Genomic DNA, 12,480 nt, shown 5'->3' on the forward strand with positions numbered 1-12,480 from the left:
AAATGGTCTCGGAGCACGCCAGCCCGCTCGCGCGGGTGGGTGGTCCGGACGCGGGCGGCCAGAACGTCCACGTCGGCGCGCTGGCCGTCGCGCTGGCGCGGCGAGGCCATGAAGTGGTCGTTCTCACGCGGCGTGACGACGCGCACCGGCCGACGGTGGTGCCCTTCGCGCCCGGGGTCACGGTCGAGCACGTCCCGGCGGGGCCGCCCCGCAGGGTGCCCAAAGATCGGTTGCTGGCCTATATGGACGACTTCGCCGCCGCCCTTTCACGGCGGTGGGCGGTACGGCCGCCGGACGTCGTGCACGCGCATTTCTGGATGAGCGGACTCGCCGCCCTCGACGGCGCGCGGGGCCGCGGAATTCCCGTCGTGCAAACATTTCACGCCCTCGGCAGCGTCAAACGCCGGCACCAGAGACAGGCCGACACCAGTCCCGCGAGCCGGATCCACCTGGAGCGGCGGATCGCCTGCGAGGCGGACGCGATCATCGCGACGTGCACCGACGAGGTGAGGGAGCTCACCGCGTACGGAGCGCCGCCCGGCCGGGTGTTCGTCGTGCCCTGCGGCGTGGACACGGCCTGCTTCCGCCCGGACGGCCCGTCGGACGCGCGCGACGGGCGGTTCCGCATCGTGACGTTCGGCCGGCTGGTGCCGCGCAAGGGCGTCGACACGATCATCGAGGCGCTCGGCCGGACGCCCGACGCCGAGCTGCTCGTCGCGGGTGGCCCCGACCGCGGCGCCCTGTGCCGCGACGCCGAGGTGCGCCGCCTGGCGGGAGTCGCGCGGGAGGAGCACGTCACCGGCCGGGTGACGTTCCTCGGTCGGGTCGCGCACGAGGACCTTCCATCGCTGATCCGCTCCGCCGACGTGGCCGTGTCGGTGCCCTGGTACGAGCCGTTCGGTATCGCGCCGGTGGAGGCCATGGCCTGCGGGGTGCCCGTGATCGTCTCGGCGGTGGGCGGGCACCTCGACACGGTCGTCGACGGAGTGACCGGCCTGCACGTGCCGGCGCGGCGACCAGGCGCGCTCGCCGCGCAGCTGCGCCGCCTGCTCGCCGATCCCGAGCTGCGCTGCACGCTGGGGGCCGCGGCGGCCGAGCACGTCCGGGACCGCTACACCTGGGAGCGGATCGCCGCCGAGACCGAGGCCGTCTACGAACGCCTGATCCCGGCCTCCGCCGCCCCGGTCGCCGTCGCGGACCGGGCATGAGCGAGCGGAGCGAGCGAATCAAAGAACACGCGCGCCTGGTCTCTCCTCCGACGAAGGAGGGCTCATGAGCGAGCGGAGCGAGCGAATCGAAGAACACGCGCGCCCGGTCACTCCCCCGACGAAGGAGGGCTCATGAGCGAGCGCATCGACGAGCACGGACTCCCCGGCCTCTCCGCCGACGCGGGAGGTCTCCATGCCGTGTCCCCCCACCTCGCGGAGCTGGAACGGGCCGTGTGCCGGTTCGCCGCGCACGCCGCCCGCATCGAACAGTGGGGGCGGCGGCTCGCGTGCGTGCTGGAGTCCGGCGGCCGGCTGCTCGCCTGCGGGAACGGCGGCAGCGCCGAGCAGGCGCAGCATCTCACCGCCGAACTGGTGGGCCGGTACGAGGACGAGCGCCCGCCGTACGCGGCCATCCCGCTGCACGCCGACCTCGCGGCCCTCACCGCGATCGCCAACGACTACGGGCCGCGGGAGATGTTCGCCCGGCAGGTGCGCGCGCACGGCAGGCCCGGGGACGTGTTCATCGGGCTGTCCACGAGCGGCGAGAGCCGCAACGTCATCGCCGCCGCCGAGGCCGCCGCCGGTCTGGGCATGCGAACCTGGGCGCTGACCGGCCCCGCGCCGAACACGCTCGCCGGCGTCTGCGACGACGCCGTCGCGGTCGACGCTCCGCGCACCGCGACCGTTCAGGAGATCCATCTCGCCGCCATCCACATGCTCTGCGCGTCCGTCGACGCGGTCGTGTGTCGTCCGGGCCGCGCGGCCGGAGAAGGCCTGGCCTCATGACGGAGGAGGCCACGTGACATCTCGGGGCGGGCCGCTCGTCGTGGTCGGCGACGCGCTCCTCGACGTCGACATCGAGGGGACCGCGGGACGGCTCTGCCCGGACGCCCCCGTACCGGTCGTCGAGCGGACACGTGAGCACCGGCGCGCCGGCGGCGCGGGCCTGGCCGCCCGGCTCGCCGCCGAGATCACCGGAAGAGACGTCGTCCTCGTCACCGCCGTGGGCGACGATGAGGCGGGACACGGCCTGGGCACGCTCCTGAAGGCGTACGCCGACGTCGTCCGGATGCCGATGGCCGGGACGACCAGCTGCAAGACCCGGGTCCGCGCCGGGGGCCAGACCCTGGTGCGGATCGACGAGGGCGACGGCCGCGCGGCCGACGGGCCCCTGCCGCCGCGGGCGGCGGAGGTGCTCGCGCGCGCCGGCGCCGTACTCGTCTCCGACTACGGGCGCGGCGTCGCCGCCCACCCCGGGATCCGCCGCCTGCTCGCCGCCCTCCCCGACGGCGTGCCGGTGACGTGGGACCCGCATCCGGCCGGCCCGCCGCCCCCGCGCGGAACACGCTTGGTGACGCCGAACCACGCCGAGGCGCGCCGGTTCGCCGGAGGAACCCCGGCGGACGAACCGCTCTCGCAGGCCGCCGCCGACGCGGCCGCCCTCGTCGGCCGGTGGCGGGTGACCGGGGTCGCGGTGACGCTGGGCGAGCACGGCGCCCTGCTGTCGATGGGCGAGGCGGCGCCCCATGTCGTCCCGGCTCCCGTCGTCGCGGGACCACGTGCGGACGGCTGCGGGGCCGGTGACTGCTTCGCGGCGGCGGCCGCGCACGTGCTGCGCGACGGCGGCATGGTCACCGAGGCGGTCACCGAGGCCGTACGGCGCGCGAGCGCCTTCGTGGCGGCGGGCGGGGCCACCGCGCTCGGCGCGCCGGCCCCCTCCGTGGACACGGCCGCCGTGGAGGAAGACGACCTGTGGGACCTGATCCGGCGCACCAGGGCCTCGGGCGGGCGCGTGGTGGCCACCGGCGGATGCTTCGACCTGCTGCACGCGGGCCACGTCAGCCTGCTGCGGGAGGCCCGGCGGCTCGGCGACTGCCTCGTCGTCTGCGTCAACTCCGACGCCTCCGTACGCGCGCTCAAGGGCCCGGACCGCCCGCTCGTGCCGGCCGCCGACCGGGTGCGCGTGCTGGCGGCGCTGGAATGCGTCGACGCCGTCGCCGTCTTCGACGAGCTCACCCCCGTCGCGCTGCTGGAACGCCTGCGGCCCGGCATCTGGGTCAAGGGCGCCGACTACGCCGGCATCGACCTCGCCGAGGCCGGAGTGGTACGCCGCCACGGCGGCGAGGTGGTGCTGCTGCCCTACCTGGACGGCCGTTCGACGAGCCGCCTGGTCGCGCGGGCCCGCGAGATCACGAGCGTTCTTCCCGGAGGTGATGGCCAATGATCGGACACGCGGTGGTCACCGGGGGAGCGGGCTTCCTCGGCTCCCACATCTGCGAGCGGCTGCTGGCACAGGGCGCCGCGGTGACCTGCATGGACAACTTCCTCACCGGATCGCCGCGCAACGTCGCGCACCTCCTCGGCGAGCCCGGGTTCCGGCTGACCGAGTGTGACCTGACCGGCTTCGTGCACGTGACCGGCGGCGTCGACCTCGTCCTGCACCTGGCGTCGGCGGCCTCACCGGTGGACTACCTCCGGCTGCCGATCGAGACCCTGAAGGTGGGCGGGCTCGGCACCCTCCACGCGCTGGGCCTCGCGCGGGAGAAGAACGCCAGGTTCGTCCTGGCCTCCACCAGCGAGGTGTACGGCGACCCGCTCCGGCACCCCCAGCGGGAGGACTACTGGGGCAACGTCAACCCGGTCGGGCCGCGCAGCGTGTACGACGAGGCGAAGCGCTACGCGGAGGCGCTGACGACGGCGTACCGCGTCAGCCGCGGCGTGAACACCGGCATCGTGCGGATCTTCAACACCTACGGGCCGCGCATGCGGCCGGACGACGGCCGGGCGATCCCGACGTTCATCTGCCAGGCGCTCATGGGCCGGCCGCTGACGGTCGCGGGCGACGGCGGCCAGACCCGGTCGATCTGCTACGTCGACGACACGGTCGCCGGGATCCTCGCCATGGCCCGCGACGACTTCGCCGGCCCGGTCAACATCGGCAACCCGGAGGAGATGTCCGTCCTGGACCTGGCCATGACCATCCGCGACCTCGCGGAGAGCGAGTCGCCCATCACCTTCGTCGAGCGCCCGGCCGACGACCCGGCCGTGCGCCGGCCCGACACCGCACTCGCCCACGACCGGCTGGGTTGGCGGCCCACGGTGCCGAGTAAGGACGGCCTGCGGCGGACCATCGACTGGTTCGCCCGCGAGCTGGACGTACGAGCGGCCGACGGCGCCATCACCACCTGACGGTCCCCGCTCGCCGGGCACACTGCCGCAACGGCGCCGGCGACGTGGGGTGACGACGACGGGCCGCAGGGATGGAGCCCGGCGGAGCGTCACCCACGTCGGTGGCGTCCAGGGGACAGCACCAGGGGGCTGGCACCAGCAGAACCGGCCAGCTCACCGGATCGTCCCGGCGCACGCCGGAACCTAGCGTCTTCTCTAGCTCGAACAGGAGCACCATTGACGTCCTCCCCTGCCTGAAGGCGGGGATTCCAACCCGCCCTACGCTGAGGAGAGGACAAGTTGAGGTTCGCGGTTCAGCGCCCCGCCCAACGGCTGGAGGGCTCCCCGCTCGGGAGGTCGGCCGGGGTCGGTTGGTCGGGGCAGGAACGTCACGGCACGTCCTGCCGCGATGTTCTTGGCCGCGTTCACGTCCGCGTGATCGACATGCCCGCAGGCGCGACAGCGAAAGACCGCTTGGCTCTCACGGTTGTCCGCTGCGCGATGCCCGCAGGCATGACAGGTCTGGGACGTGTAGGCGGGATTGATCTTCTCCACCCGGCCGGCGGCTTTGTGCTCCAGTCGGGTCGCCAGAAGGCCCCATCCGGCCGCGTAGATGGAACGGTTGAGCCCGGCCTTGGCCCGAACGTTCACCCCCGACGCGGCGATCGTGCCGCGCGCGGAACGGACCATGGCGCTGATCTTCAAATCTTCGAGGCGGATCACATCGAAGCGGCGGGCCAGATCGGTAGAGGTCTTCTCCACCCAGTCCTTGCGCCGATCGGTTTCGCGGGCTCTCAACCGGGCGATCGCGGTCTTGACCCGCCTGCGCCGGTTCGACCCCCGCACGGCACGCGCCAGCCGGCGCTGCAATCGCAACAGACGCTCGGTCTCGCCGGCGCGCACGCCCGGCACGGACAACAACTCGCCGGTGGACAAGGCGGCCGAAACGGCCACACCACGGTCGACACCGACGACCGCACCGGTCCCCGGCCCGTCGATCACCGGCGGGATCACCGCGAAGCAGACGTGCCGGCGGCCGGCCCGGTCCCGGTTGACCCGAAACGACTTGGCCTCGGCGGGGACGCCACGGGACCAGCGGAACCGCACCCAGCCCACCTTCGGGATCCGAACCGCACCGACCTTGCGGGACAGACGTCGTACGTCCCAGTGACGGCCGCGCGCTCCGACGATCCGGAGCCCCTCATGCACGCCCGCCTTGCGCCACGTCGGGCGCCGAGGAGTCCCGGCGAAGAAATTCGCCATGGCCTGAGCGAAGTCCCGCAACGCCTGCTGCTGCACCGTCTGGGACCCCGCCGCCGACCACGCGAACTCTCTCCTGGCCTCGGTCAACTACCGACGGTGTTCGGCATACCCCGGCGCACACTTCCGCCCCGGCCGCCAATGCAGATGCCGCTCACACGCCAGATTGCACACATAACGGGCGTGGGCGAAGTGCTCCAGCAACGCCGCCTCTTGAGCGGGCGTGGGCTGAAGCCGGAATCGCATGCCACGACGCTGACCACCACCACCGACATTCCTAGGAGGGAGCGGCGTACCCGCCTTGGCCCGAAGGCCAGGGTCCCGACGCCACGCAGCCGATGAACACGCCACCTCCGCCCCTCACCGAGCCTCCGCCCGAGGCCGCCGTCGCGCTGCGCGGCGTGCGTAAGACCCACGGGCGTCACGCCTCGGCCGTCCAGGCGCTCGACGCCGTCGACCTCGACTTCTTCGGTGGTACGTTCACCGCGGTCATGGGCCCGTCGGGGTCCGGCAAGAGCACGCTGCTGCACTGCGCGGCGGGCCTGGACCGGCCCAGTGCCGGCACGGTGCTGCTCGGCGGCACCGACCTGGCGCGGCTGTCGGAGACGGAGCTGACCCGGCAGCGCCGCACCCGCGTCGGCTTCGTCTTCCAGGCCTTCAACCTCGTGCCCGCGCTCACCGTGCGGGAGAACATCCTGCTGCCGTCGCGGCTGGCGCACGTGCGGCCGGACCGGCGGTGGCTGGCCGAGGTCGTGGAGCGGGTGGGCCTGCGGGGGCGGCTGCGCCACCGGCCGGCGCAGCTGTCCGGCGGTGAGCAGCAGCGGGTCGCGATCGCCCGCGCCCTGTCCGTACGGCCGCAGGTGATCTTCTGCGACGAGCCGACGGGCGCGCTCGACACGACCACCGCGGCGCGCGTGCTGGCCCTGCTGCGCCAGGCGGTCGACGCCGACCGGCAGACCGTCGTCATGGTCACCCACGACCCGGTGGCGGCGTCCTACGCCGACCGTGTCGTGTTCCTGGCGGACGGGAGGGTCGTCGACGACCTGGCGGCGCCGGGCGTGGACGCGATCGCCGAGCGCCTCGCGCACCTCGGCGCGGCGCGCGCCGGAGGCGAGACGCCGTCATGGTGAGGATCGCCTGGCGGATGCTGACGCAGCGTCCCGCGAGCATGCTCGCGACCTTCCTGGCCCTCTGGTTCGCCGTCGTGATCGTGACGATGTGCGGCGCCATGCTGGAGTCCGGGATTCGCTACAACGGCACGGTGGCGCGCTACGCCGCCGCGCCCGTCCTCGTCGCGACCACCGACCTGCAGGTGACCTTCGGCTCGGGCGAGGACCGCGAGACCGAGCGTTACCCGCTGGCCGAGCGCGGGCGGCTGGACCCGTCGCTGCCCGCGCGGATCGCCGCGGCGCCCGGCGTGCGTGAAGCGGTCACCGACGTCGCGCTGCGGGGCCGGCTCGACGCCGACGGCCGTACCGCGCCCGTGGAGGCGCACCCGTGGTCGGCCGCGCGGCTCGCGCCGTTCACGCTCCGCGCGGGCGCGGCCCCGGCGGCGGCCGGTCAGGTCGTGCTCGACCAGAGCCTCGCCGCCCGCGTCGGCGCGCGGCCGGGCGCGCGGGTGCGCCTCGGGCTCGCCTCCGGCGTGCGCACCTACACCGTGGCGGGGGTCGCCGCGCCGGACGGCAGTGCCCCGGAGGCGCCCACGGTCTTCCTCGGCGACGCCGACGCCCGCGCGCTCGCGGGCGGCGCCGCCCAGGTCATCGGGGTCCTGCCGGATCCCGGCGTGGGACCGAAGACCCTGGCCGGCGCCGTACGGCGCGTGCTCCCGCCGTCGCCGGCCCGCCTCGCCGGTGCCTACCCGCACGTCTACTCCGGCGCCGGCCGCGGCACCGTCGAGTCACCGGACGTCGGCAACGGGCGTGAGTTCGCCATCTCCGTCTCGAGCGTGTTCGGGGGCTGCGCGCTGCTCATCGCCGTCCTCGTCATCGCCGGCACGGTCGGCCTGTCGGTACGGCAGCGCCACCGCGACATCGCCCTGCTCCGCGCGCTCGCGGCCACGCCGCGCCAGGTCCGGCGGATGGTGGTGCGGGAGGCCACGGGCCTCGGCCTGCTCGCCGGCGCGCTGGGCGTGGGGCCCGGCCTGCTGTTCGCGGACCGGCTGCGCGACCAGTTCGTCGCGCGGGGCATGGTCCCTGGCACCTTCCGCACGCACCTCTCGTGGCTGCCACCGCTCGTCGCCGCCGGGTCCGCGCTGGTCATCGCGGTCGCCGCGGCCTGGATGGCCAGCCTCCGCGCCAGCCGGATCCGGCCCACGGCGGCGCTCGCCGAGACCGCCGTCGAACGCGGCGGCGTCGGCCTGGTCCGGTCCGCGCTCGGTCTGGTGGCGCTGGCCGGCGGGATCACCCTGTGCGTGGTCGCCGGTTCCGTGTCGGGCGACAGCGCGGCCGGCACCTCGGTCGGCACGGTGTTCACCCTCGTGGTGGCGGTCGCGCTGCTGAGCCCGCTGCTGATCCGCGCCGTCGCCGCGACGTTCGGCCGGCTGCTGCACCTGGCCGGCGTCACCGGCCGCCTCGCCAGGGCCACCACCGCGACCTCGGCCCGGCGGCTCTCGTCCGTGGTGAGCTGCCTGGTTCTCGCGGTCGGCCTGGGCGGCTCGCTGTGGTTCATGCAGACCTCCGAGCTGCACGTCGCGGACCGCCAGAGCCGGGCCGGGCTGCTCGCCGACCGGGTCGTCACGCCCGCCGCGCCCGGCCTGCGGCCCGAGGCGACCGCGGCGATCCGGCGCACCGGCGGCGTCACGGCCGCCACCGGGGTCGTGCACAGCACGCTCTTCACCCGCCAGGCCGGAGGCATCACCGACTTCCCGGCCCAGGGCGTCGACCCCGAAGGCCTCGACCGGACCCTGGACCTGGACGTGACCGGCGGCGACCTGGCCGGCCTGCGGGGCGACACGGTCGCCCTGGACGCCCTCACCGCCCAGTCGATGCACCTTCGCGTCGGCGGGCGCTTCCGCGGCTGGTTCGGCGACGGCACGCCGGTGATCCTCCGCGTCGTCGCGATCTACACGCGGGGCCTCGGTTTCGCCGCGCTGACCCTCCCGCACGACACGCTCGCGCCGCACACCGGCACCGGGCTGGACGACGCGGTGCTCGTCGCCACCACGGGTCCGCGCGCGGTCGCGGCGCTCCGCGCCGAGTTGGACACCGCGGCGCCGGGCTCCTCGGTCGTGAGCCGCGACGCCTTCCAGGTCGGCCTCGACCACAATCTGGAGGAGAACGCCTGGACGAACAAGGTGGTCACCGCGGTGCTGCTGATCTATGTGGTGATCGCGGCGGTGAACACCCTGGCCATGTACGCACTGGGCCGCCGCCGGGAGTTCGCCGTACTGCGCCTGTCCGGGACGACGCGCACACAGGTGCTGCGCATGGTCCGGCTGGAGCAGGTCCTGCTGCTGGGGCTGGCGCTGGTGGTCGGCGCAGCGATCGCCGCGGGCACGCTGATCCCCATGGTCAAGGGCATCACGGGCTCGGCGACGCCGTACATCCCGCCCGGCGGATGGATCGCGGTGATCGGTGGCGTCGTGCTGATCAGTGTCGTGGCGACTCTCCTGCCGGCCCGGCGGGTCCTGCGGACCCGCCCGGTCGACGGGGTCGGCCTCCGCGAGTAGGAGCAGCCACGCGCCGCCGTACGACCTCCGGCGGGAGCCGTCCCTCTCCCGGGGGACACGAGAAGGGTCCCCCAGGGCGACGCGCGCCGGCGTCCGCGTCCCTAACGTAAGAAGCAGCAGGTCATCCCGAGGAGGAAGACGACATGAACGGTCTTTACCGCCCGCGCCAGGGTCGCGTCATCGGCGGCGTGTGCGCCGGGCTCGCCCGCCGGTTCGGGCTCGGCGCCTGGACCGTACGGCTGTTGGCGATCATCTCCTGCGTGCTGCCCGGGCCGCAGTTCCTCGTCTACATCGCGCTGTGGATCATCATGCCGGACGAGCGCAAGTACGCAGCCTCGCACCCGACGATGTGACGGCCGGCGGCCCAGGGCCGGAGGGGCCTGTTCCGAAGCCACGCCGTGCCAACCGCGCGCCGCTCGCCACGGACGAGGACTTTGAGCCAGGCCCTTTAGGCGATCTTGTCGACAAGGATCTCAAAGCGGCGCTCTCCGTCGCGGGTGTGCGCGCCGGCGGCCAGTGCGGCCTTGGCGAGACGGGCTGCAGCGGGTTCGCCGAAGAGTCCGTTGAGGAGCTCGTTGGCCGTCCGCAGACCGTGAGTGGTCGACTCGACCGCGGCGTCGACCGCTTCGGTCGCGGCGCGGGCGACGCCGGGAGGCATGGCGGCGATGCGGGTGGCGATGGTGTCGACGACGTGGTCGAGTTCGGCGTCCGGCACGGCCCGGTTCACCCATCCGATCCGCTCCGCGGTCGCGGCATCGATCAGCTGCCCGCCGAGAATGATTTCCAGGGCGCGTGCGCGACCCACGAGACCGGGCAGGTATGCGGTGCCTCCCGCGCCCGGGATGATTCCCAGCCGACACTCCATCTGCGCCATGCCGGCGCGCTCGAGCGATGCGAACCGCATGTCCATCGCGGACAGCAGTTCCGCCCCGCCGCCGCGTGCCAGTCCGCGCAGCTTGGCGATGGTGATCTGGGGCAGCGACCGGATACGTTCGTGGAGCCGCATCATCGGGTTGAGGGACTGGTCCTGCTCGGGTGCGATGGGAAGTTCAACGAACGACGCGGAGTCGTCGGCGGTCGTCATATCGCCGTGCGCGACGAAGAAGTCCGGGTCCGCGCTGTCGAAAACGATCACCCGGATGTCGTCGTCTCCGGACACGGCGTCCGCGAACCGGTCCAAGTCCGTCATCAGGGCGGCGTCGAGCAGGTTGATCGGAGGGTTGTCGATCACGACGTGCGCCACGCCGCTGGTGACAGAGATCCTGAGGGTCGAGTATGCGTCAGTCATGATTCCCGTCTTCGCCGTCCGGCCAGTTGGTATCTGACGTATATCTAGTAGTCCGCGTATACTTCAACGAAACCAGGTATCGCGAGGGAGACCGACGTGCCCGAAGTAGAGCTCGACGGCGACGGCCGGCGTCTGCTCGACCAACTCTTCGACAAGTGGTCTCTCCTGGCACTGGCCGCGTTGTGCGACCGCCCCCGGCGCTTCAACGAGCTCCGGCAAGACCTGCCCGCTGTCACACCGAAGTCACTGACCACATGCCTGCGGCGGCTGGAGCGCAACGGCATGGTCGAGCGAGCGGTCGTGTCCACGGATCCAGTGGCGATCGAATACCGCATCACCCCCCTGGGCCGAACCCTTCGGTCCCCTGTGCGCGCCATGCTGGAATGGACCGTCGATCACCTCGACGCGGTCGAAGCCGCCCGTTGCCGCTACGACGAGCGGCACGTGGACCACTGACGTCCCGGCACGTGTCGCGAGGACGGCGCCAGGACTCCCGACCGGTCACGCCGAGCCGTTCGCCATGTGCGGCCAGAGCCAGGCCGGTACCGAAACCGCTGTCGCGGCATTCCGACAGGAGCTCTAAAGGCGCTCGACGGTGTCCGACGGCGGCAGCACGCCGCGGGTGTCCAGCACCAGCGCCGCACGCGTCGCGACGAGCGACAGGTCGAAGGACCGGTGCGGCTGGAGCAGGATCGCCAGGTCGGCGGCGTCGAGCGCCTCTTCCAGGTCGTGGACCCGCCGCACGGGCACCCCGCCGGCCGTCCACTCGTCGATGAGCGGGTCGTGGTAACTGACCCTGGCCCGCGCGGCGTCCAGCCGCCGGGCGAGAGGCTCGGCCGGCGACTCGCGGCCGTCGGCGACGTCGGGCTTGTACGTCACGCCGAGCAGCACCACGTCGGCGCCGTTGGCGCAGCGGCCGTGCCGGTGCAGCAGACGCGCCGCCCGCTCGGCGACGTACGCCGGCATCCGGTCGTTGACCTGCTGGGCGAGCTCGGCGAACTGGAACTGCTGCCCCAGGCGCCGCACCCGGTGCGACAGGTAGCTCGGGTCGATCGGAATGCAGTGCCCGCCCACACCGGGGCCGGGCCGGAACGGCTGGTAGCCGAACGGCTTGGTGGCCGCCGCCGAGATCGTGTCCCACACGTCGATCGCCAGCTCGTCGCACAGGACGGCGATCTCGTTGACGAGCGCGATGTTGACCTGACGGTAGGTGTTCTCCAGCAGCTTGGCCATCTCGGCCTCGCGGGTGCCGCGCACCGGCACGACCTGCTCCACGAGCTTGCCGTAGAACGCCATGGCGCGGTCCAGGCACGCACTCGTCACCCCGCCGACGATCTTCGGGGTGTTGCGCAGCTCGTAGACCGGGTTGCCGGGGTCGATCCGCTCGGGTGAGTAGGCCAGGTGGAAGTCGATCCCCGCGGACAGCCCGCTCTTCTCCAGCAGCGGGCGCAGCACCTCCTCGGTCGTGCCGGGCCACGTGGTCGACTCCAGCACGACCAGGGTGTCCGGGCCGAGATGGTCCGCGACCGTGCGGCCGGCCCCGATCACCGCGCCCAGGTCCGGCCTGCGGTCCTCGTCCAGCGGCGTGGGCACGCAGATCACCACCGTGTCGGCGGCGGCCAGCACGCGCTCGTCCGAGGTGGCGCGGAACCCCTGCGCGAGCAGCGTCGTGATCTCGCCGTCGGAGATGTCGTCCACGTGGGAGATCCCGGCATTGAGCCGGGCGATCCGGCCGGGGTCGACGTCGAGCCCGGCGACCCGCATCCCGCCCCGTACCGCCTCGCGGACGAGCGGCATTCCCACATAGCCCAGGCCGACGACGACGAGGTCCCATTCGACGAGTCGATCGCCTCGTGACTGATCCATGATGTGTCCCCCCCGGTTGCACG

The 12,480-nt window shown here is 73.2% G+C and carries 12 protein-coding genes; 8 read left to right on the forward strand and 4 right to left on the reverse strand.

The genetic code is table 11. The annotated features are described in order from the left end of the window. The first annotated feature begins 2 nt into the window (after positions 1 to 2). From OG417_RS12025 to OG417_RS12040, 4 genes are all read left to right on the forward strand, one after another. On the forward strand, positions 3 to 1,208 hold the full coding sequence (locus OG417_RS12025; protein WP_329254218.1) for a glycosyltransferase: 1,206 nt from the start codon (positions 3 to 5) through the stop codon (positions 1,206 to 1,208). Between the two features lie 132 nt (positions 1,209 to 1,340). Then, positions 1,341 to 1,994, forward strand: a complete 654-nt coding sequence (locus tag OG417_RS12030) for a D-sedoheptulose-7-phosphate isomerase (protein ID WP_329254221.1) — start codon at positions 1,341 to 1,343, stop codon at positions 1,992 to 1,994. Positions 1,995 to 2,007: 13 nt separating this feature from the next. After that, positions 2,008 to 3,432, forward strand: coding sequence for a D-glycero-beta-D-manno-heptose 1-phosphate adenylyltransferase (rfaE2, locus tag OG417_RS12035; protein ID WP_329254225.1), 1,425 nt, complete (start codon positions 2,008 to 2,010; stop codon positions 3,430 to 3,432). Next, entirely contained in the window at positions 3,429 to 4,397 is a 969-nt protein-coding gene (locus OG417_RS12040) for a UDP-glucuronic acid decarboxylase family protein (RefSeq protein WP_329254228.1), read from the forward strand. The genes rfaE2 and OG417_RS12040 overlap by 4 nt, the downstream gene beginning before the upstream one ends. Positions 4,398 to 4,655: 258 nt before the next feature. Here OG417_RS12040 and OG417_RS12045 read toward each other — a convergent pair whose 3' ends face one another. Together OG417_RS12045 and OG417_RS54280 are read right to left on the reverse strand one after the other, a co-directional pair. Then, positions 4,656 to 5,726: an RNA-guided endonuclease InsQ/TnpB family protein gene (locus OG417_RS12045; RefSeq protein WP_329254231.1), complete on the reverse strand. Its 1,071-nt coding sequence runs from the start codon at positions 5,724 to 5,726 to the stop codon at positions 4,656 to 4,658. Next, positions 5,727 to 5,882: a helix-turn-helix domain-containing protein gene (locus tag OG417_RS54280; RefSeq protein ID WP_442875677.1), complete on the reverse strand. Its 156-nt coding sequence runs from the start codon at positions 5,880 to 5,882 to the stop codon at positions 5,727 to 5,729. A gap of 92 nt (positions 5,883 to 5,974) precedes the next feature. Here OG417_RS54280 and OG417_RS12050 point away from each other — a divergent pair, with 92 nt between their 5' ends. From OG417_RS12050 to OG417_RS12060, 3 genes are all read left to right on the forward strand, one after another. Next, entirely contained in the window at positions 5,975 to 6,766 is a 792-nt protein-coding gene (locus OG417_RS12050; protein ID WP_329254235.1) for an ABC transporter ATP-binding protein, read from the forward strand. Between the two features lie 14 nt (positions 6,767 to 6,780). Next, on the forward strand, positions 6,781 to 9,303 hold the full coding sequence (locus OG417_RS12055; protein ID WP_329254238.1) for an FtsX-like permease family protein: 2,523 nt from the start codon (positions 6,781 to 6,783) through the stop codon (positions 9,301 to 9,303). 143 nt (positions 9,304 to 9,446) lie between these two features. Beyond that, on the forward strand, positions 9,447 to 9,656 hold the full coding sequence (locus tag OG417_RS12060; RefSeq protein WP_329254241.1) for a PspC domain-containing protein: 210 nt from the start codon (positions 9,447 to 9,449) through the stop codon (positions 9,654 to 9,656). Between the two features lie 95 nt (positions 9,657 to 9,751). Here the strand turns inward: OG417_RS12060 and OG417_RS12065 are convergent, their stop codons facing one another. Continuing rightward, on the reverse strand, positions 9,752 to 10,591 hold the full coding sequence (locus OG417_RS12065; RefSeq protein WP_329254244.1) for an enoyl-CoA hydratase/isomerase family protein: 840 nt from the start codon (positions 10,589 to 10,591) through the stop codon (positions 9,752 to 9,754). A 96-nt stretch (positions 10,592 to 10,687) separates the two neighbouring features. Here OG417_RS12065 and OG417_RS12070 point away from each other — a divergent pair, with 96 nt between their 5' ends. Continuing rightward, the gene (locus tag OG417_RS12070) at positions 10,688 to 11,047 is read left to right on the forward strand and encodes a winged helix-turn-helix transcriptional regulator (protein WP_329254248.1); all 360 of its coding nucleotides are present in this window, start codon (positions 10,688 to 10,690) and stop codon (positions 11,045 to 11,047) included. A gap of 123 nt (positions 11,048 to 11,170) precedes the next feature. Here the strand turns inward: OG417_RS12070 and OG417_RS12075 are convergent, their stop codons facing one another. Further along, on the reverse strand, positions 11,171 to 12,457 hold the full coding sequence (locus OG417_RS12075; protein WP_329254251.1) for a nucleotide sugar dehydrogenase: 1,287 nt from the start codon (positions 12,455 to 12,457) through the stop codon (positions 11,171 to 11,173). Between the last annotated feature and the right edge of the window lie 23 nt (positions 12,458 to 12,480).

Source organism: Actinoallomurus sp. NBC_01490, from assembly GCF_036227085.1.
In the GTDB taxonomy this organism is placed as follows: domain Bacteria; phylum Actinomycetota; class Actinomycetes; order Streptosporangiales; family Streptosporangiaceae; genus Actinoallomurus; species Actinoallomurus oryzae.